Source organism: Acidibrevibacterium fodinaquatile (assembly GCF_003352165.1).
In the GTDB taxonomy this organism is placed as follows: Bacteria; Pseudomonadota; Alphaproteobacteria; order Acetobacterales; family Acetobacteraceae; genus Acidibrevibacterium; species Acidibrevibacterium fodinaquatile.
Genome location: NZ_CP029176.1, coordinates 2188899 through 2208756, shown reverse-complemented (window position 1 = coordinate 2208756; position 19858 = coordinate 2188899). Strand labels below are relative to the sequence as shown.

Annotated in this window: 15 protein-coding genes; 9 read left to right on the top strand and 6 right to left on the bottom strand. The window is 65.7% G+C overall.

Translation table 11 applies throughout. The annotated features are described in order from the left end of the window. The first annotated feature begins 32 nt into the window (after positions 1-32). Positions 33-332, top strand: a complete 300-nt coding sequence (locus tag DEF76_RS10595) for an FAD assembly factor SdhE (protein WP_114912307.1) — start codon at positions 33-35, stop codon at positions 330-332. A 10-nt stretch (positions 333-342) separates the two neighbouring features. Next, positions 343-3789, top strand: coding sequence for a transcription-repair coupling factor (gene mfd, locus DEF76_RS10590; RefSeq protein WP_114912306.1), 3447 nt, complete (start codon positions 343-345; stop codon positions 3787-3789). A 296-nt stretch (positions 3790-4085) separates the two neighbouring features. Here the strand turns inward: mfd and DEF76_RS10585 are convergent, their stop codons facing one another. Beyond that, entirely contained in the window at positions 4086-4454 is a 369-nt protein-coding gene (locus DEF76_RS10585) for a hypothetical protein (RefSeq protein WP_114912305.1), read from the bottom strand. 233 nt (positions 4455-4687) lie between these two features. Then, positions 4688-6439, bottom strand: coding sequence for a tetratricopeptide repeat protein (locus DEF76_RS10580; RefSeq protein WP_114912304.1), 1752 nt, complete (start codon positions 6437-6439; stop codon positions 4688-4690). A gap of 108 nt (positions 6440-6547) precedes the next feature. Here DEF76_RS10580 and DEF76_RS10575 point away from each other — a divergent pair, with 108 nt between their 5' ends. Continuing rightward, positions 6548-8119: a gamma-glutamyltransferase gene (locus DEF76_RS10575; protein ID WP_114913817.1), complete on the top strand. Its 1572-nt coding sequence runs from the start codon at positions 6548-6550 to the stop codon at positions 8117-8119. 255 nt (positions 8120-8374) lie between these two features. After that, entirely contained in the window at positions 8375-9658 is a 1284-nt protein-coding gene (locus tag DEF76_RS10570; protein WP_114912303.1) for an MFS transporter, read from the top strand. Here the strand turns inward: DEF76_RS10570 and DEF76_RS10565 are convergent. Together DEF76_RS10565 and DEF76_RS10560 are read right to left on the bottom strand one after the other, a co-directional pair. After that, the gene (locus DEF76_RS10565; protein WP_114912302.1) at positions 9655-10431 is read right to left on the bottom strand and encodes a hypothetical protein; all 777 of its coding nucleotides are present in this window, start codon (positions 10429-10431) and stop codon (positions 9655-9657) included. The genes DEF76_RS10570 and DEF76_RS10565 overlap by 4 nt on opposite strands. Positions 10432-10650: 219 nt before the next feature. Then, entirely contained in the window at positions 10651-11451 is an 801-nt protein-coding gene (locus DEF76_RS10560) for a DeoR/GlpR family DNA-binding transcription regulator (RefSeq protein WP_114912301.1), read from the bottom strand. Between the two features lie 372 nt (positions 11452-11823). On the opposite strand from DEF76_RS10560, the gene DEF76_RS10555 reads away from it, so the two are divergent. The 5 genes from DEF76_RS10555 to DEF76_RS10530 all read left to right on the top strand — a co-directional run bounded on the left by DEF76_RS10555 (position 11824) and on the right by DEF76_RS10530 (position 16588). Beyond that, a complete protein-coding gene (locus DEF76_RS10555) occupies positions 11824-12546 on the top strand; it encodes a TetR/AcrR family transcriptional regulator (RefSeq protein ID WP_114912300.1) in 723 nt (240 codons plus the stop codon). Continuing rightward, complete coding sequence (locus tag DEF76_RS10550; protein ID WP_114912299.1) at positions 12437-13144, top strand: glutathione S-transferase N-terminal domain-containing protein; 708 nt, start codon at positions 12437-12439, stop codon at positions 13142-13144. Before DEF76_RS10555 ends, DEF76_RS10550 begins: the two co-directional genes overlap by 110 nt. 159 nt (positions 13145-13303) lie before the next feature. Beyond that, positions 13304-13990 (top strand): haloacid dehalogenase type II, encoded by a 687-nt coding sequence (locus tag DEF76_RS10540; protein ID WP_114912298.1) that lies wholly within the window; start codon positions 13304-13306, stop codon positions 13988-13990. Between the two features lie 91 nt (positions 13991-14081). Then, complete coding sequence (locus DEF76_RS10535) at positions 14082-15617, top strand: acyl--CoA ligase (protein ID WP_114912297.1); 1536 nt, start codon at positions 14082-14084, stop codon at positions 15615-15617. Next, positions 15614-16588: a 2-dehydropantoate 2-reductase gene (locus DEF76_RS10530; RefSeq protein WP_114912296.1), complete on the top strand. Its 975-nt coding sequence runs from the start codon at positions 15614-15616 to the stop codon at positions 16586-16588. The genes DEF76_RS10535 and DEF76_RS10530 overlap by 4 nt, the downstream gene beginning before the upstream one ends. On the opposite strand, the gene DEF76_RS10525 is transcribed toward DEF76_RS10530, so the two are convergent. Together DEF76_RS10525 and DEF76_RS10520 are read right to left on the bottom strand one after the other, a co-directional pair. Further along, on the bottom strand, positions 16582-17559 hold the full coding sequence (locus DEF76_RS10525) for a UDP-glucuronic acid decarboxylase family protein (protein WP_114912295.1): 978 nt from the start codon (positions 17557-17559) through the stop codon (positions 16582-16584). The genes DEF76_RS10530 and DEF76_RS10525 overlap by 7 nt on opposite strands. Positions 17560-17614: 55 nt before the next feature. Then, entirely contained in the window at positions 17615-19819 is a 2205-nt protein-coding gene (locus DEF76_RS10520) for a WcbI family polysaccharide biosynthesis putative acetyltransferase (protein WP_114912294.1), read from the bottom strand. Positions 19820-19858 lie beyond the last annotated feature (39 nt).

Sequence of the window (19858 nt, the reverse complement as noted above, 5' to 3'; positions counted from 1 at the left end):
TCGCAGGGAGGAAGCTATATGACACGCCAGCGATGACCGATGAAACGCCCCTTGCCGCGGACCTCGAACGCCGCCGCCGCCGCCTCCTATTCCGCGCCACCCATCGCGGCACCCATGAGAGTGATCTTCTCATCGGGGGGTTCGTCGGCGCGCGCCTTGTGCAGCTGACGCTCGCTGAGATCGCGGCGCTGGAGGCCCTGCTCGAAACCCCCGATCCGGTGCTCGCTGACTGGCTCACCGGGCGCGAGGCCATCCCGCCGGACGTGGAAACCCCGTTACTCCGCGCGATGGTGGCAGCCTGCGCCCACCCGGCCGAACGAAACGCCTCGTGACTGGCGTCGCATGACTGGCGCGATCATCCTCTACGGCGCACCGGAAGGCTATGACGCGCTGTTGCTCGCCCGCCGCCGCGCTGAACACGCGGGTGCGGTGCTGCACGTCGCCCGTGATGACGCGCGCATGGCGCGGCTCGCCGATGCGCTCGCCTTTTTTGCGCCGGACATCGAGATTTTGCGCGTCCCGGCCTGGGATTGCGTGCCTTATGATCGGGTCTCGCCCAATCCGGCGTTGGTTGCCGAGCGCGTCGCGACGCTGAGCCGCCTTCTCGAGGCGCCGGCGCGGCCGAGGGTCGTGCTGACGACGGTCAATGCCCTCATCCAGCGCCTGCCGCCACGCGCCGCCTTCGCGGGCGCCGCCCGCACCCTCGCCCCCGGTCTCGACGCCGCCCCCGGCCCGCTCGCCGCCTTTCTCGATGCCCACGGCTATAGTCGCACCAATACCGTGATGGAGCCTGGGGAATACGCGGTGCGCGGTGGCATCATCGATATTTTCGCCGCCGGCGAGGCCGAGCCGGTGCGTCTCGATCTCTTCGGCGACAGCATCGAGCAGATCCGCCGCTTCGACCCCGCGACCCAGCGAAGCGCCGGCACGGTCGAACGCTTGGTTCTCCACCCGGTCTCCGAAGTGCCGCTCGACCCCGCCGCGATCTCGCATTTTCGCAGCCAGTGGCGGGAGATTTTCGGCCCAGAGGCGGCGTCCGACCCGCTTTATGAGGCGGTGTCGGCGGGACGGCGCCATCCCGGGATCGAGCATTGGCTGCCGCTCTTTTACCCCGCCCTCGAAACCCTGCTCGATTATCTGCCGCAAGCCTCGGTCAGCCTCGACCACCAGGCCGAGGATGCGCTCGCCGCGCGGCTCGAGACCATCGCCGATCATTACGCGGCCCGCCAATCGCCGCCGCGCGATGGCGAGACGCCCTATCGTCCGCTGCCGCCCGAACGCCTCTATCTCGACCGCGCCGCCTGGCAGGCGATGCTCGGCTCGGGGCCGCTCTTTTCGACCAGCCCGTTCGCTGCACCCGAGGGCGCCGGCGCCGCCGCGATCGATGGCGGCGGCCGGCCGGGGCCGGTCTTTACGCATAGCGCGGGGCCGGAGGGGGATGTCTTCGCGCAGTTCCGCGCCGCCGCCGGGCGCGCGATGGAGGGAGGGCGGCACGTCGTCCTCGCCGCCTGGTCGCGCGGCTCGCGCGAACGCCTCGCCGCGTTGTTGCGCGAACATGATCTCCTCGCCGAGGCGGTCGATGCTTGGGCTGCAATCGCGACGCTGCCGCCGGGGCGTATCGGCCTCGTCGTGCTCGGGCTCGAGCGCGGCTTTACCGCCCCTGGCCTGATGCTGGTCTCCGAGCAGGATCTGCTCGGCACCCGCATCTCGCGCCCGCCGCGCCGACGTAAGCGCGCCGACCAATTCATCGCCGAAGCCAGCGAACTCGCCGCAGGCGATCTCGTCGTTCATCAGGACCATGGCATCGGCCGCTATGACGGGCTGGTGACGCTGACCGTGAGCGGCGCGCCACATGATTGTCTGCGTCTGCTTTACGACGGCGATGACAAGCTGTTTCTCCCGGTCGAGAATATCGAGCTTTTGTCGCGCTTCGGCTCCGAGACCGCCGGCGTCGCACTCGACAAATTGGGTGGCGCAAGCTGGCAGAATCGTAAGGCGCGGGCGAAAAGCCGGATCCGCGACATGGCCGGCGAATTGATCCGCATCGCCGCCGAGCGCAAGCTTCGTCCGGCCGATGCGCTGTTGCCCGCCGAAGGCGGATTCGACGAATTCTGCGCCCGCTTTCCCTATGCAGAAACCGAGGATCAGGCGCGCGCGATCGCCGATGTGTTGGAGGATCTCGCCTCCGGCCAGCCGATGGACCGGCTGATTTGCGGCGATGTCGGCTTCGGCAAGACCGAGGTCGCGCTGCGCGCCGCCTATGTCGCCGCGATGGCCGGCACGCAGGTCGCCGTCGTGGTGCCGACGACGTTGCTCGCACGCCAGCATTTCCGCACGTTTTCCGAGCGCTTTCAGGGATTGCCGATCAAGCTCGGGCAGCTTTCGCGCATGGTTTCCGCCAAGGAAGCGCACATAGTGCGCGAGGGTGTCGCCAATGGCAGCGTCAACATCGTCATCGGCACCCATGCCCTGCTTGCGAAAAGCATCAATTTTGCCGAACTCGGCCTTCTCATCATCGACGAGGAACAGCATTTCGGTGTCGCGCACAAGGAGCGCCTGAAACAGCTCAAGGCCGGCGTGCATGTGCTGACGCTGACGGCAACGCCGATACCGCGCACGCTGCAACTCGCGTTGACGGGCGTGCGCGAAATGAGCGTGATCGCGACACCGCCGGTCGATCGTCTCGCCGTTCGCACCTTCATCATGCCGTTCGATGGTGTGGTCGTCCGCGAGGCGATCCAGCGCGAGCGGTTTCGCGGCGGACAGGTTTTTTGCGTCGTCCCGCGCATCGAGGAATTGGGCCGTATGGCGCAGCGTCTGCGCGACATCGTGCCCGAGGCGCGGCTCGCCGAAGCGCACGGGCGGCTCGCGCCGAGCGCGCTCGAGCGGGTGATGGCGGAGTTCAGCGATGGCCGCTACGACATCCTGCTCGCGACCAACATCATCGAAAGCGGTCTCGATATGCCGGCGGTCAATACGCTGATCATCTATCGCGCCGATCTCTTTGGCTTGGGCCAGCTCTATCAATTGCGCGGCCGGGTTGGGCGCGGCAAGCAGCGCGGCTATGCCTATCTCACCTGGCCGGCGACGCAGACGCTTTCGGCTGCCGCTGAGAAGCGCCTTTCGGTGATGCAGACCCTCGATAATCTCGGCGCCGGCTTCACGCTCGCCAGCCACGATCTCGATATCCGCGGCGCCGGCAATCTGCTCGGCGAGGAGCAATCGGGCCAGATCCGCGAGGTCGGGATCGAGCTTTACCAGCAAATGCTCGAAGACGCGGTGGCAGAGTTACGCTCTCAAAGCGGGCGTGAGCGCGAGAGTGAGCGGGACTGGACGCCGAATATCAATCTCGGCCTGCCGGTTTTGATCCCGGACACCTATGTCAGCGATCTTTCGGTCCGGCTCGGGCTTTATCGCCGCATCGGCGCGCTCGCGACCGATGCCGAAAGCGAGGCTTTGGCCGCCGAACTCGTCGACCGCTTTGGCCCGCTTCCGGCCGAGGTCGAAAATCTTTTGCAGGTGGTGGCCCTCAAACGCGCGTGTCGCGAAGCCGGGGTCGAGCGGCTGGAAGCCGGGCCGAAAGGCATGGTGTTGAGCTTTCGTGGTAATGCCTTCGGCAATCCCGCCGGGCTGATCGCCTGGCTTGGCGCCAAGCGCAACGATATTCGTCTCCGTCCCGATCACAAGCTCGCGATGGTGCGCGACATGACGGTTGCCGCGCGCATGGCGGCGGCGCGGGATTTGCTTCGCCAGCTTACCCGCCTCGTTCGCCAGGCACGCGCGGCCTAGAGCAAGGTAGGTTTTGATTGAACCATTCTGTTCAATCAAAACCAGCCAACTTGCTCACCAAAATAGGTGTAGAGCGTGATCGACTTAAACCGATCGCGCTCTAGCCGGTATCAACCAAGAGTCGTTGGTCGCGCGCCGGTCGCGCCGGACCCGCTTTGATAGAGATCACTATTTTCAAATTGACGATAGCCCACAAAACAAAGCCGCCTGCCTTTCCGGCAGACGGCTCCGTTGTCCCTTTTCGCGTCCCCGCTGGCGCCCCCTGAGGGCGCCCTCAGGGGGGCGCCCATCGGGCGTTATTCGCAATGGGCGGCGGCGAGGTTGGTGCTGTCGCTCTCGGTCGGCGGCTTGCCTTGCGCGAGCGTGGTATTGCCGGCCTCGGTCGGCGGCTTGCCGGCGGCGAGCGTGGTGTTGCCTGCCTCGGTCGGCGGCTTGCCCTGCGCGAGCGTGGTGTTGCCTGCCTCGGTCGGCGGCTTGCCCTGCGCGAGCGTGGTGTTGCCGGCCTCGGTCGGCGGCTTGCCTTGCGCGAGCGTGGTGTTGCCGGCCTCGGTCGGCGGCTTGCCTTGCGCGAGATTGGCGCAAGCGGGGTTCAAGCTTCCGGCATGGGCGACACCGAACCCCGCGAGCAAAGCGGCAGCCGTTCCAGCGAGAAGAAGATGTTTCATGGTCGATAAGCTCCTTTTGCTTTGGGATACCGTGATGAAGATCTCCCGACCCTCATTTCAGCGAGTCTTATAGAAAGGGTACGCCTGATGCGCCTTGATGCGGATCAGCATTGTTAAGAATTTTTTCCATCCTCCTCAGATTGAGCGTCGCACAATGCTTTGCAAGCGCCGTCACAAGAAGCCGGCCATGCGCTTCGCACATTGCCTCTGCTGGCGATTTACCGGGGAAGACGTTACACCAGCGCCGGGGCCGAAACCAAGCCCGTTTGCGCGGGGCATGCCTGCCCGCACGCCAGTGCGCCGAGATCGGCGGTGACCCGCGTGATCACCGCCGCCCAGGCACCAGGCGCGGTTTGGCGATAGAGCCGCAGCGTCGGATACCAAGGGCTGTCGTCGCGCCCGGCAAGCCAGCGCCAGCAGCCATCGAAGCGGGACAGCAGCCAGACCGGCTTGCCGAGCCCGCCCGCGAGATGCGCAACCGAGGTATCGACGCTGATCACCAGATCGAGCCCCATGATCACCGCCGCGGTATCGGCAAAATCCCGGACCGAATCCAACGCCGCCTCGAGTTCGAGGCCAGGCGGCGGCGTCTCGGTGGCCGCTGCCCCTTTCTGGAGGCTGACGAGACGGATACCCGGAATTTCGGCCAAGGGCGCAAACGCGGCGAGCGGCAGCGAACGGCGGCGATCGGCGAAATGGGCGCGCGGCTCTCCCGGTCGCGGATCGCCGGCCCAGACCAGCCCGACGCGGAGACCCTCTCGCGCGTCGGCTAGCCCGGGAAACAGAGGCGCGGGGCGCGGCAGATAAGGAATTTGCGCCGGAACCGTCGCCAATTCGGTCCCAAGCCGGTGCGGCAGGCTCATCAGCGGCGCATGATAATCGCACGCTGGCAGCGCCTCGCCGCAGGCATGGATGGCCGCAACCCCGGCAACCTCGGCGAGCAAGCGTTTGAGAGGGGCCTGCACCTCGAGCACCACGTCCGCCCCCATCGCCGCAATCAGCGGCACGTAGCGAACGAATTGCAGCGTATCGCCCAATCCCTGCTCGGCGTGGAGCAAAATCCGCCGCCCCGCCAACCCCTCGCCGCGCCAGGGCGGGCACGGGAAATCGCGCGGCGCCATCGTCCCCGTCCGCCAGCGCCATTCATGCTCGGCCCAGCCCTCACGGTAGCGCCCGGCAGTGAGCAGAACGAGCGCCAGATTGTAATGCGCGGCGGCCGAGTGCGGCGAGAGGGCGAGAGCGGCGCGGCAAGCCGCTTCGGCCTCATCGAGCCGGCCCTGATCGCGCAAGGCGGCGCCGAGATTGGACCAAGCGGCGGGGAAATCGGCGCGGTGCGCCAATGCCTGGCGATAGGCGCGCTCGGCGCCGGCGAAATCGCCGATGGTCAGCTTCGCGTTGCCGAGATTGGCGGCGGCCTCGGCAAAGCCCGGGGCGAGGCGAAGCGCCGCTTCCCCAGCCGCGATTGCCCCCGCGAGATCCCCGGTCGCTTGCAGCGCGGCGCAGAGATTGGCCTCCGCCTCCGCCATCGCTGGCGCCATCGCCAGGGCGGCGCGATAGCACGCCGCCGCCGCCGCGAACCGGCCCTCGGCGTAAAGCGCATTGCCGGCGGCAAGCTGGTCCTCGCCCTGCCGCCGCCGCGCCTTGGCCAGCGCGGCTTGCGCCGGCATCCAGCCCGGGCGGCACCGGAGCGCCGTTTCCGCCGCCGCCGCCGCCGCCGCCACATCCCCCTCGCCAAGGGTGGCTATACTGAGATTGACATAAGCCTCGGCAAGATCGGGGGCTTGGCGGATCGCCTCTCGCCAGGCTTCGATGGCCTCGCGCCGGCGGTCTTGCGCGTAAAGCACGGCGCCGAGGTGAAACCAGCCCGGCGCGCAATCCGGCCAGCGTGCAAGCAAATCCCGATAAGCGGCCACCGCCGCCGCGATCTGTCCCGCCTGCTCGCGCGCCCGCGCGTTCTCCAGTGCTGCTGCCCAATCCTTCGCCATCGCGATACCCTGCCCGGGCGATCTGAAAGCTCGGTTAATGCGAGACCGGGATTGCCCCGCCGGGCCGACAGCGTACACTCGGGGTGGAAAATGCCGAGGAGACAGATGATGGCCGCATTGCCCCCCTTCGTCAGCCAGAATTGGCACGTCACCAAGCCGCACGCCAGCGGCCGGCGCGGCATCGTCGTCGCGCAGGCGCAAGCGGCGGCGGAAGCCGGGCTCGCTGTTCTGGACGCCGGCGGCAACGCCGTCGATGCCGCTGTCGCCACCGGTTTCGCGCTCGCCGTGGTCGAGCCTTGGAACTCCGGCCTCGGCGGTATCGGCTTCGCGCTCGTCCATCCCGCAGGTGCGGCGCGCGCTGAGGTGGTGGATTTCGGCCCGCGCGCGCCATCGGCGCTCAATCCCGGCCAGTTTCCCCTTACCGGGCGGATGAAGCAGGATCTTTTCGCCTGGCCGGAGGTGGTGGGTGATGCCAATATCCATGGCCCGCTTTCTTTCGCGCTGCCCGCGACGGTCGCCGGCTATGCCCTGATGCAAAAACGCTGGGGCCGCCTTCCGTTCGCAGACATCATCGCGCCGGCGCTGGCGCTGGCCCGGCGTGGCCTGCCGGCGGATTGGTTCACGACCCTGAAAATCGCCAATGCCGCCGCGATCTTGCGGCGTTACCCCGAAAGTGCGCGCATCTATCTGCCAGACGGGCTGCCGCCGGTTGCGCCTTATCAGGGAACTCCCGGGTTTCTCCCGCTCGGCCGCCTTACCGAGACGCTCGAGCGGCTACAACGCGCCGGCGCTGAGGATTTTTACCACGGCGAGATCGCACGCATGATCGTCGCCGATGTCGCGGCGATGGGTGGGGTGATTTCGGCCGCTGATCTTGCCGCGGTGACGGCGCGGGTGTTGCCGGCGATGGAGGCCACCTATCACGGCCGCACCTGGCAGCTCGCCGGCGGCCTCACCGCCGCGCCGACGCTGGCCAGTGTCCTCGCCCGGCTGGAAGCGGCGCCACGCGGCTCGGCCCCCGATGCCGCCTGGTTCGCGGCGCTCGCGACGGCGCTGCGCGGGGCCTATGCCGAGCGTCTCGCCGGGCTCGGCGAGGCCGAGCCCGCGAACGCCGGCACCTGCACCACCCATCTCACGGTGTGCGACGAAGCCGGCGGGATGGTGGCGATGACCAGCACCCTGCTTTCCTCGATGGGCTCGCGCGTCGTGCTGCCGGGGACGGGGATTCTCATGAATAACGGCGTCATGTGGTTCGACCCCCGTCCTGGCCAGCCCAATTCCATCGCCCCGGGCAAGCGGCCGCTCACCAATATGTGCCCGGTGATCATCCGCGACGGCGACCGGCCGATCCTCGCCGCTGGCGGCTCAGGCGGGCGGCGGATCATGGCGGCGGTGACGCAGATGCTGACCTTCGTCACCGATTTCGCGATGACACCGGCGAAAGCCGCGCATCACCCCCGAATCGACGTCTCGGACGCGGAGACGGTGCATGCCGATCGCCGCCTTTCCGCCGCGGCGCTGGCGGCGCTCGCAGAGGCGGGGCCGGTCGAGATCGTCGAGCACGCGGTGCTGCCGATCAATTTCGCGTGTCCGAACCTGATCGAGGTGAAGCAAGACGGCACCCGCACCGGGATCAGTGACGTGCAGTCACCCTGGTCGGCGGCGCTCGCGCAGAGGTAGACGAAAAAATCTTCTTTTTCTGAAGAAAAAGAAGCAAAAAGACTTTCTTCCTGTTTCTCGGGGCGGCGACTTCCGCGGCGCGGGCAGCGCCGCAGGCACTGCCCAACGGACAGAAGTTTTTTGGTTCTTTTTTTCAAAAAAGAACCTCTTTATCCACCGACCTGCCTCATCATAGGCCGCCCAGACTCGTTTGCGCTTGTGTTTTCCCCCAGGTTTTTGCTCTGCTCACGGCAGAAAAAACTGAGGAAACCGACCATGCGTGACCGTTTTCGTTTCGTCATCGCCGGGCTGCTATTTGCCGCCGGCATGATCAATTACATGGATCGCGCGGCGCTCGCCATCGTCGCGCCGAGGGTGGCGCGGGATCTGGCGCTGTCGCCGCACGAACTCGGTGAGATTTTTTCGAGCTTTTTCTTCGGCTACGCGATTTTCTGCTTCATCGGTGGCCAGCTCGCCGACCGGTTCGGCCCGCGCCGCGTTTATGCCTGGGCGATGGTGGTATGGTCGTTGTTTTGCGGCCTGACGGCGACCGCTGTCGGGTTTTTCTCGCTCTTCGTCACCCGGCTCGGCTTTGGCGTCGGCGAGGGGCCGATGTGCGCGACCACCAACAAGACCGTCTGCAACTGGTTCCCGCGCGAGGAAGCGGCGAGCATGATTGGCGCCACCTTCGCCGGCCAGCCACTCGGCACCGCGATTGCCGGGCCGGTGGTCGGGCTGATCGCGGTCGCGTTCGGCTGGCGGGTGAGCTTCGTCGTCATTGCGCTGTTCGGTATCCTCTGGCTGATCGCCTGGCTCGCGATCATGCGCGACCTGCCGCAGGCGCATCCGCGGGTCTCCTCGGCAGAGCTTGCGCATATTCGTGACAGCCGCGCGCACCACACGCCACTCGAAGTGGCGAGCAGCGCGCGGCTCGGAGCCGTCCTCTCGCGCCCGAGCGTGCTCGCCGTTGCCGGCGGTTTGTTTGCTGCCAATTACGTGATCTATTTCTTTCTCTCCTGGCTTCCCTCCTATCTCGTCTCGGTGCAGCATTTCAGCCTGGCGGCGATGAGTCTCGCAAGCTCGGTGCCGTGGCTTGGCGGCAGTGCCGGCTATGTTCTGGGTGGCGTGATCTCGGACTGGCTGCTCCGGCGGCGCGCGAACGGGCTTTGGGCGCGGAAATCGGTGGCGATGGGTGGGCTTGGCGTTGCCGCTCTCGCGGTGCTGGCGACTGGTTTCGTCACCACGCCGGGCATGGCGGTCGCCGTCATCACGCTCGCCATCCTGTTTCTGATGGCGGCCCCGCAAGCCTGCTGGGCGATGACGCAGGAGCTGGTGCCACCCTCACGGGTCGGCGCGGTCGGTGGGTTCGTCCATTTCCTGAGCAATATTTCCGGCATGATCGCCCCCGCCATTACCGGCTTTGCGGTGGAATATGCTGGTGGCTACCGCGCCTCGTTTTTTCTCACTGGCGCGGTCGGGCTGGCTGGGGTCGCGATCATTCTGCTGTTCGTCCCGAGCGGCACGCCGGCGACGGCGCGGCTCCGCCCCGCGCCCGGCTAATCGGCCGGCACGCCGGCGGCGACGCCGTGCCGCGGCGCGAGCTTATAGGGGAAACCGTCCGGATCTTTGCCGCGCACCCGCCGCCACCAGACCTGAAACGAGGGGATGTTGATGGTGACGATAAAGAGCTTGCGATAAATATCGGGGCGCGGCGCCTGCAGCGGGCGCACGCCGTGCCAGGAATGCTCGGTGCGCTGGAAGAGGAGGCTGCCATTGTTGCGAAGATCAAGCGAAGCCGCGACCTTGAGATCCTCGAAACCCGGCGCCGAATGGGCTTTATAGCGACCTTCATCGTCGAGAATCAGGATATCGCCGCCCCAGTCTCGTGGCCAATCCTGATCATTGGCAAAAAAGAAGATATGCGTTGCGATTTTGCGGCGCGCATCACAATGCGGCGAGACCGAGCAGCCTTGCCAAGCGTAATACCATTCCATGGTGAGGATGTATTTCTGCCGCGGCCCGAAGCCGAGCATGCGGCGGAGGAACGCATCATAGGCAGGGCCGTGCAATTCGGCGATGAACTCCCGCCAGGGCGGCGCGACCGCCATCCCTTCGACGTAATGCAGGATGCCGCGGTTATGCGGCGCTTGCCCATGGGCACGCTTGACGCCGACCATGCGCTGAAAGTGCGCCATGTCGGGCAAACTTGCGCGCAAGGTCTCCCACCCCTGGTCGGTGAGTGTGTTTTGCATCCGGGTCCAGGGATAAGGACGCTGTTGTTGAAACGTCTCCGCCGAGACTGCGGCGAGAGATTCGAGGTTGAGATAGGGCATGTCCGACCTCCTTGGCGCGACGCGTACGGCGCCATCCGCCCGCCGACGTCGTCGCCCGTGGTGCTGGCCGAGCACCCGGCATCGGACATTGATTCAGATCAAACCGAGCTTCCACGCGCGCCGGCTGGCCGCGATCGGGTCAAGCTGCGCCGCGCCAACAAACGGGCCGGTTTGCGGCGTTCCTGTGCTATTGATTGCAACACCAATGGCCAGCGGCGCTCACGCTTGGTCCGGCTCTTCCGCATCCGGCCGCGCCTCGATCAGGCGCACCTCGCGCTCGGCGCAAAGCGCGCGCAGTTTGGCCGAGCGCATCCGGTCGGTCACAAACACGCTGATTTGCGACAGATGCCCGATACGCACCGGCGCCGTGCGGCCGACCTTGGTCTGATCGCAGACGAGAACAACTTTGCGGGCATTTTCGATGATGACACGTGAGACGTGGACTTCGAGCGGATCGAAATCCAACAACGAGCCGTCCTCGTCGATCGCCGAGGCGCCGATGACGGCGCAGTCGACTTTGAATTGCCGGATCATATCCACCGTCGCGCTGCCGACCACCGCACCATCGGCGTGGCGCACCGGCCCGCCGGCGATGATCACGCTCAGCGACGGGTTGGGATAAAGCGTCAGCGCGACATTGATGTTGTTGGTGATGATGAGCAGCCGCTGGCGCTGCATGAGCGCGCGCGCGACCTCCTCGGTCGTCGTGCCGATATTGATGAACAGCGAGGAATCATCGGGGATCAGTTCGGCCGCGGCCTCGCCGATGGCGCGCTTGGAGGCCGCTGCGATCTGCCGCCGCGCCGCGTAGGAGATGTTCTCGACTGAAGACGAGACGACGGCCCCGCCATGCGTGCGCGTCAGGATGCGCCGGTCGCAAAGATCTTTGAGATCACGGCGGATGGTTTGCGGCGTGACCTCGAAGCGCGCCGCAAGCGCCTCGACCTCGACCCTGCCGACGGCGCGCGCGAAGGAAACGATGCCGTTTTGCCGGCTGCTCAGCGAGGTGTCAGAGGACATGGCGCTATACCATTTTTCGGGGAACACGGCGCACCCATCCCGTGCAGAAGCACGGGTGCGCCAAGCGCTTTTACGTCAGGCGATGATCGGCTGCGAACATCGAATCTTGGCAAGGAGTTTGACCGAGGGAATTTTGACCGCCGTTATTTCGGGATCGGCCCGCTCGCGTCAAGTGCATCGCGATCAGGGAGTCTGCAGCAAGCGAAAACCGCCGCCGCGGCTGCGTCTGTGGAAAGCCATTGTGCTCCTGTCGATCCTGCATGACACACGACGCTTGCGCATGGTCGGTCTCGCACGGAGGCGAGGGGTGGGCTTGATTTGTATTGATCGTTCTATTATAAATAGCGCATAAGCTGCTTCTGGACAAGGTCGATGCCGCGAACCCGCACGCTTTCCGACGAGACCGTTCTCGAACGCGCTACCGACGTGTTCTGGCAGAACGGCTATGCCGGGGCGTCGCTGCGCGACCTCACCCAGGCGACGGGCCTGAGTTCGGCGGCGCTCTATCACCGCTTCACCGACAAAGAGGGCTTGTTCGTCGCGGCGCTGCGCCGCTATGCGGACGAAGGATTGTTGGCGCGTCTCGCCCGTCTCTCCGCCACCTCGGATCCGCTCGGCGCCATTCGCGACTTTCTAAACGAGTTGATCGCGATGTCGCTCGCCGACCCGGATCATCGCGGCTGCCTGCTCGTCAACACGGCGCTCGACGGCGCGGCGATGACGAGCGCGGCGCGCGATCTGGTACGCGCTCGGTTCGGTGAGGTCGAGGCCTTTTTTGTACGTCGACTTGAATGCGCCGCTGCCGCCGGCACGCTCGATCCGGCAGTGGACATCGCCACGATCGCAACCGCGCTGCTGGGGACGGTCTTCGCCATACGCGTCATGGCGCGTCTCGATCCCGATCCCAGACGGCTCCGCGCACTGGCTGACCACGCCATCGCCAGCCTTCCCAAGCGGAGAAACTCAAAAGCAAAGGACCTCGAAGATGATCGACCTCCATTATTGGACGACACCCAACGGACACAAAGTGACGATCTTTCTCGAGGAGACGGGCCTCCCTTATCGCGTCATTCCCGTAAACATCAGCGCGGGTGACCAGTTCAAACCTGAATTCCTCGCCATTTCTCCGAACAACCGGATTCCAGCGATCGTCGATACCACGCCGGCCGATGGCGGCGCCCCAGTCAGCGTCTTCGAATCCGGCGCCATTTTGCAATACTTGGCGGAGAAGACCGGAAAGTTCCTGCCCGCCGACATGCGTGGCCGCACCGAGGTCATGCAGTGGCTGTTCTGGCAGATGGGCGGGCTTGGCCCGATGGCCGGGCAAAACCACCACTTCGTGCAATATGCCCCGGAGAAGCTGCCCTATGCCATCAATCGCTATGTCAACGAGACGAACCGACTCTACGGCGTGCTGAACAAGCGGCTCGCCGATCGCGCGTTCGTCGCCGGCGACTATTCGATCGCCGACATGGCGAGCTATCCCTGGATCGTTCCGCACAAGCGTCAGCAGCAGAACCTCGACGATTTCCCCCACTTGAAGCGCTGGTTCGAGACGATCCGTGCCCGACCGGCGGTCGAACGGGCTTATGCGCTGGTCGAGAAGATCAACACGGCCCCAGTCGTCAGCGATCAGTCGCGCGCGCTGCTGTTCGGCCAGTCCGCCGCTAATCCGACGGGAGCAAAGGCATGAGCGGGCGCACAAGGCTCTGCCCGCGGAGACCGTCGCGTGGCGCATCACCGAGAAGGACGCCATCGCCAACGCGCCGTTCCTTCGCCCCGATCTCGACCGGATTGTTCGCGGACTTGGTTTCATTATCGAAAAATCCTATCCAATCCGAGGTACCGTGACATGAGCCAGCTCACCGGCATTCGCGCTTGCGTCTTCGACGCTTACGGCACGATTTTCGACTTCGCCTCCGCCGCGGCACGCTGCGCGGACATTCCCGACGATAAGCGCGCGGCGCTGACCAGTCTCTGGCGCGACAAGCAACTGCAATATACCTGGCTGCGTTCGCTGCAGGGTCGCTACGCCGATTTCCGGCAGGTGACGGGCGACGCTCTGGACTTCACGCTCGACAGTCTGGGCATCGCGACACCTGCCTTGCGCGAGCGGTTGATGGATCTCTATTTGACGCTGTCTCTCTTTCCCGAGGTTCCCGACACGCTGCGGCGGCTGAAAGAGGCGGGTTTCGTCACCGCGATCCTGTCCAACGGCACGCCGGCGATGTTGGATGCAGCGGTGCGTAGCGCGGGCTTGCACGATCTTCTCGACGCGGTGCTGTCGGCTGATGCGGTCAAGATCTTCAAGACCCATCCGCGCGTCTATGAGTATTGCCTGCAGCAACTGGGCGTGCAGGCGACGGAGGTGTCGTTCCAGTCCTCCAACGCCTGGGACGCCTATGCCGCCTCGGCCTTCGGCATGCGCGTGGTGTGGTGTAACCGCTATGGCCAGCGGCGCGAGCGGTTGCCGGGCGCACCCGACCATGAGGTGCGGAGCCTTGCCGAACTGCCGGCCCTGTTGGCGCCACCCGGCTGACCGGGTTGGTTTCAGGCGATTGCGCCCGGGCTGACAGCGTGTTCGTCCCTGCTAAACTCCGGTCGCCATTTCTCAAGATCGGAGCCAGCCCATGACCGCCTATCCCGCCGAGACCATCCTCGACCTCCTTGCGCGCGGCAGCATCGGCGCGCCGGCGATTGCGGCGCCCGGGCGAGACGCGCTTTCGTATGGCGGTCTGCGGGCACTCGCGCGCGCTACCATCGCTGATCTCAACCGGATGGGAATCGGCCGCAACGATCGTGTCGCGATCGTCTTGCCGAACGGGCCAGAGATGGCGGCGGCTTTCGTCGCCATCGCCGCCGGCGCCACCACCGCGCCGCTCAACCCCGCCTACAAGCCCGACGAATTCGATTTTTATCTGAGCGATCTCAACGCCAAGGCGCTGGTGATCGGGGAGGGGATGGAAAGCCCGGCGCGCGCCGTCGCGAAAGCGCGTGGGATCCCGGTGATCGAACTCCGCAGCGAGCAGGCCGGGCCGGCGGGGGGCTTTACCCTCGCCCCGGAAGCGCCGCTCGCGGGCGTCCCGGCGGCTTCGGGGCCGGCCGCGGGCGGCGATATCGCGCTGGTCCTGCATACGTCGGGCACCACCTCGCGGCCGAAAATCGTGCCGCTGAGCGGGATCAACATCACCGCCTCGGCCTATCACATCGGCGCGACGTTGCAGCTTACGCCCGATGATGTCTGCCTCAACATCATGCCGCTTTTCCATATCCACGGCCTGATCGCGGCGACCTTGTCGTCGCTCGCCGCCGGCGCCTCGGTCTCGTGCACGCCGGGCTTCAACGCCTTTCGTTTCTTCGCCTGGTTCAGTGAGGTTCGGCCGAGCTGGTACACCGCCGTGCCGACCATGCATCAGGCGATCCTCGGTCTTGCCGAGCGCAATCGCGCGGCGATCGCGGCCGGGCGGTTGCGCCTGATTCGCTCCTCCTCCTCGCCGCTGCCGCCGCAGGTGATGGCGGCGCTCGAGGAGAGTTTTGGCGTGCCGGTGATCGAAGCCTACGGCATGACCGAGGCCGCGCATCAGATGGCCTCCAACCCGCTGCCGCCGGCGAAGCGTTATCCGGGTTCGGTCGGCGTCGCCGCTGGGCCCGAGGTCGGGATCATGGATGGCGAGGGCAACCTGCTGCCCGCCGGCGCGCTCGGCGAGATCGTCATTCGCGGCCGCAACGTCACCGCCGGCTATGAGAACAACCCGAAAGCCAATGCCGAAGCCTTCATCAAGGGCTGGTTTCGCACCGGCGATCAAGGGGTGATGGATGACGCCGGGTATCTTCGCCTCACCGGCCGGCTCAAGGAGCTGATCAATCGCGGCGGCGAGAAGGTGAGCCCGATCGAGGTCGATACCGTGATCATGGACCACCCGGCGGTCGCGCAATGCCTCACCTTCGCGCTGCCGCACCCGAAGCTCGGCGAGGAGGTGGCGGCGGCGATCGTGCTCCGCGAGGGGGCGGCGGCGAGCGAGACGGAATTGCGTGACTTCGCAGCGCAGCGCCTCGCGTCATTCAAGGTGCCACGCAAGATCGTGTTTCTCGCCGAGATCCCGAAAGGGGCGACGGGCAAGCTGCAACGCATTGGGCTTGCCGAAAAACTCGGCCTCGTCGCATGAAAATCGCGATTTTTGGCGCCGGCGCGATCGGCGGCTTTCTCGGCGCCCGCCTTGCTATGGCCGGTGTCGATGTCACCGTCATCGCCCGCGGCCCGCATCTCGCGGCGATGCAGAAGGATGGCCTGCGCCTGATCAGCGGCGGCAAAAGCGAGACCGTGCCGGTGCGCGCGCTCGCCGACGCCGCTGAGGCCGGGCCGCAGGATGCGGTGATCGTGACCTTGAAAGCGCACGCCCTGCCGGGCGCGGCGCCCGATATCGCCCGTCTGTTCGGCCCCGAGACCATGCTGGTGACCGGGATCAACGGCATTCCTTACTGGTATTTCTACCGCCTCGATGGCCCCTTTCGTGACCGCCGTGTCGAAACTGTCGATCCCGAGGGCACACTATGGGATCTCCTGCCGCCCTCGCGCGTCATCGGCTGCGTCGTCTATCCTGCCGCCGAGGTGATCGCCCCCGGCGTGATCGAGCACGGCTATGGCGACCGTTTCAGCCTCGGTGAGCCCGATGGCAGCCGGAGCGCGCGGATCGAGGCGCTGTCGCGCGCGCTGATCGGCGCTGGCCTGAAAGCGCCGGTGCGGCCGCGCATCCGCGATGAGATTTGGGTGAAGCTCTGGGGCAATCTCGCCTTCAACCCGCTTTCCGCGCTCACCACCGCGACCCTCGATCGCCTCACCGGCGAGCCCGCGCTGCGCGCGGTGGCGCGCGCGATGATGGCCGAGGCGCAGGCGGTGGCCGAGGCGCTCGGCGTGCGCTTTGCGATCGATGTCGAAAAACGCATCGACGGCGCGGCCGAGGTCGGCGCACACAAGACCTCGATGCTGCAGGATCTCGAGCGCGGGCGGAAAATGGAAATCGATGCCCTGCTCGGCGCGGTGGTCGAACTCGGCGATCTCACCGGCTTTGCCATGCCCACCTGCCGCACCATTCTCGCCCTGGTTCGCGAACGCGCCCGCGCCGCCGGCTGCTATTGAGGCGACTCTTTCGCCCCGCCGCGCTCGGCGAGCAGGCGTTCGAAATAGGCGATGGTGCGCGAAAGCCCGTCATCGAGGGCGATGCTCGGCTCCCAGCCGAGCACGGCGCGGGCGCGGGTAATGTCTGGGCAGCGCTGCGTCGGGTCATCCTGCGGCAGCGGGCGATAGACGATGCGCGAGCGTGAGCCGGTCAGCGCGATCACCCGCTCGGCGAGCGCGCGCACCGGGATTTCGTGCGGGTTGCCGAGATTGATCGGCCCCGTCACCTCCTCCCCGGTCGCCATCATGCGCAAAAACCCCTCGATCAGGTCATCGACATAGCAGAAGGCGCGGGTCTGGCTGCCATCGCCGAACAGCGTGATGTCTTCGCCGCGCAGCGCCTGGACGATGAAATTGGAGACCACCCGCCCGTCATTGGGATGCATGCGCGGGCCATAGGTGTTGAAAATGCGCACGACCTTGATGCGCAAATGATGCTGGCGGTGATAATCGAAAAACAGCGTCTCGGCGCAGCGCTTGCCCTCATCGTAACAGGCGCGCGGGCCGAGCGGGTTGACATTGCCGCGATATTCCTCGGTCTGCGGATGCACGCTCGGGTCGCCATAGACCTCGCTGGTCGAGGCCTGAAAAATCTTCGCCCTGACCCGTTTCGCGAGCCCGAGCATGTTGATCGCGCCGATGACGCTGACCTTCGTCGTCTGCACCGGGTCGAACTGATAATGCACGGGCGAGGCCGGGCAGGCGAGGTTGTAGATCTCATCGACCTCGACATAGAGCGGAAAGCAGATATCGTGGCGCATCGCCTCGAAACGCGGATGATCGAGGAGATGGGCGATATTGTCCTTCCGCCCGGTGAAGTAATTATCGACCGACAGCACATCATTGCCCTCGGCGAGCAGCCGCTCGCAGAGATGCGAGCCAAGAAAGCCCGCGCCGCCGGTGACGAGAATGCGTTTGCGGGTGAGGGACATCGCGGGCTCCGGCGAAAAGATAAAATCGTGGCGCTTCTTACGGCGTAGCCGGCGTTTACGCCATCGTTTCCATCGCCCGCAGCGCAGCGCTGAGCCACTGGTCGATATCCGGGCCGGTGCGGCCGACGATGATCGCCTGCCGGTAGGCATCGGCGGCGGCATTGGGCTCGCCGGCGTTCATCAAGAGATGGCCGAGATGAACATAGAGATCGGCGTCATCAGGAGAAAGCTTGATCGCGGCGGCGATGGCGGTGATCCCGTCTCGCCAGCGGCCGAGCGCGAACAGCACATGGCTCAGCGGAACGAGCGCGCTGACGCGGTCGGGTTCGAGTTCGCTCGCGCGGCGGAAGGCGTGTTCGGCCTCCGCCATCGCGCCGGCGGCCGCGTGCATATGGCCGAGTTGTTCGAAATAGCGCGCTTGATCGGGGGCGATCTCGGCCGCCTCGCTGGCCGCCGCCGCCGCCTCCGCGTAGCGCCCGAGGCGATGGAGTGCTGTGGAGAGCCACCAATGCCATTCCGGATCGCGATCATCGCGCGCGAGCGCGGCGCCGAACGCCTGCGCCGCGGCGGCGACTTGGCCGGCCTCTAGCAGCGCCTCGCCGTTTCGCATCAAGGTTTCGCCGATGGCGCGGGCTGCTGCGAGACGTTGCTCCCGCCGCGCGAGCGCATTCGCCAGCCATTGTTCGATCTCGGCGCGCGTCGGCCGCATGTCCGGGTAAGCGGGGGCCAGCGCCAGCGCCCGACGATAGGCTTTGACGGAAGCAGCGTCGTCTTCGATTTCGGCGCAGATATTGCCGAAATGGGCCTGCATGGCGGGATCATTGGGGTCGAGGGCGAGCGAATCGCGCGCCGCTTTGATCGCCTCCTCGCGCTCGCCGAGCCCCCAGAGAACATGGCTCAACGCACCGACGGTTGCGGCTTGGCGTGGCTCGATGGCGAGTGAACGGCGAAAGGCTTCGGCCGCCCCGGCCATATCGCCGCGCGCGGCGAGGCTGTGGCCGAGCTGGGCCGGCGCGCCGTGATCGAGCGGGTCGAGCGTCGCGAGATCGTTGATCACCTGCTCCGCGTCCTGGTGTTTCCCTTGCCGATCGAGCGCCGCCGCGAGCAGGCGATAGAGCGCCGGGCGATTGGCGACGACGGCGAGGGCGCGCCGGGTCGCCGCTTCCGCTTCCGCCGCCGCGCCGCCGCGCAACAGGAAATTGCCGAGATTCTCCAGCGCGCCGGGCAGTTCCTCGGGGTCGTCCTCGAGGAGGGCGACGGCCTCGCGGGCCTCGGCCAACGCCTCGTCATGCCGGCCGAGGGCGGCGAGGCTTTGGCTAAAAGCGAGATGGCCGTGGTCCGAGCGCGGGGAGATTTTCAGCGCCTTTTCGAAATAGGGCACGGCCTCGGCGTGTTTCCCGTCCCAGTGCCGAAGCATCGCATCGATCAGCGGGTCATTGAACTCATAGCGGACGTAGCGGGCGCAATATTCGGCGAAGGTAAACCGCCCCTCGAAGGAGTAGCGATAGCTCTGATTTTTGGCGATGAAGTCAAGGCCGAAATGCTCGGCGACCTGGGGGTGGATCGGCGTAATGTCATTGCTGCCGTGCGGGTTGCCGGGATAGAGCGTGTTCAGCCGCGCAATCAGCTTCGGCTCGACATCCATGCGCCCGAACAATTCATTGATCAGAAAGAGGGCGAGTGAGCGGCGGAAATGCCCGACGGTAGAAAAAAGAAGCTCCTTCCGGAAATTCTCGCGGATATACTCGGCGACGCCATAGCCACAGGTCTCGTCTCGCGTTTTGACCGCGGCGAGGCTCATTTCCAGCCGGCGGTCGAGCTTGGCGATTTTGTTGATATCCTCGTTGAGATAGCGCTTGACGCACTCCTTGGGCGATACGTTCTTTTCCAGCAGCCAGTTGAGATAGAGATCGCCACGCTCGCAATTATATGGGCTGTAACGCGGGATATGTTTGTAATCATTGTCCTTGGGATGGCCGAAGCCGCCATAGGGCCAATAAATACCCGTCGCCGCCAGATAAGGGACGCGGTGGATTTTGGCCTTGAGGTCGAAATCCTCGACATTGGTTTTTTGCTTGGTGTCGAATTGCTGCGCGACGACGACATCGGCGGCAATCAAGAAATCCCGGTCGCTCTCGGAGATATCCTGATACGCCTCGATATAGCGGGCCTCTTCGTCGCCAAATGGCAGGATGTAGTCGCGGTAGGCGCGATAGATTGTGTCGATCTGGCAATTCCCGAGAAAGGCGGTCCGTTTCATCCTGGTCTGCTTTCACTCACGCGTTTAGATGGCCTTCGC

Bases quoted from the DNA above. Each gene is read 5' to 3' on its own strand.
- DEF76_RS10595 (WP_114912307.1), top strand. From the start codon at position 33: ATGACCGATGAAACGCCCCTTGCCGCGGACCTCGAACGCCGCCGCCGC.
- mfd (WP_114912306.1), top strand. From the start codon at position 343: ATGACTGGCGCGATCATCCTCTACGGCGCACCGGAAGGCTATGACGCG.
- DEF76_RS10585 (WP_114912305.1), bottom strand. From the start codon at position 4,454: ATGAAACATCTTCTTCTCGCTGGAACGGCTGCCGCTTTGCTCGCGGGG.
- DEF76_RS10580 (WP_114912304.1), bottom strand. From the start codon at position 6,439: ATGGCGAAGGATTGGGCAGCAGCACTGGAGAACGCGCGGGCGCGCGAG.
- DEF76_RS10575 (WP_114913817.1), top strand. From the start codon at position 6,548: ATGGCCGCATTGCCCCCCTTCGTCAGCCAGAATTGGCACGTCACCAAG.
- DEF76_RS10570 (WP_114912303.1), top strand. From the start codon at position 8,375: ATGCGTGACCGTTTTCGTTTCGTCATCGCCGGGCTGCTATTTGCCGCC.
- DEF76_RS10565 (WP_114912302.1), bottom strand. From the start codon at position 10,431: ATGCCCTATCTCAACCTCGAATCTCTCGCCGCAGTCTCGGCGGAGACG.
- DEF76_RS10560 (WP_114912301.1), bottom strand. From the start codon at position 11,451: ATGTCCTCTGACACCTCGCTGAGCAGCCGGCAAAACGGCATCGTTTCC.
- DEF76_RS10555 (WP_114912300.1), top strand. From the start codon at position 11,824: ATGCCGCGAACCCGCACGCTTTCCGACGAGACCGTTCTCGAACGCGCT.
- DEF76_RS10550 (WP_114912299.1), top strand. From the start codon at position 12,437: ATGATCGACCTCCATTATTGGACGACACCCAACGGACACAAAGTGACG.
- DEF76_RS10540 (WP_114912298.1), top strand. From the start codon at position 13,304: ATGAGCCAGCTCACCGGCATTCGCGCTTGCGTCTTCGACGCTTACGGC.
- DEF76_RS10535 (WP_114912297.1), top strand. From the start codon at position 14,082: ATGACCGCCTATCCCGCCGAGACCATCCTCGACCTCCTTGCGCGCGGC.
- DEF76_RS10530 (WP_114912296.1), top strand. From the start codon at position 15,614: ATGAAAATCGCGATTTTTGGCGCCGGCGCGATCGGCGGCTTTCTCGGC.
- DEF76_RS10525 (WP_114912295.1), bottom strand. From the start codon at position 17,559: ATGTCCCTCACCCGCAAACGCATTCTCGTCACCGGCGGCGCGGGCTTT.
- DEF76_RS10520 (WP_114912294.1), bottom strand. From the start codon at position 19,819: ATGAAACGGACCGCCTTTCTCGGGAATTGCCAGATCGACACAATCTAT.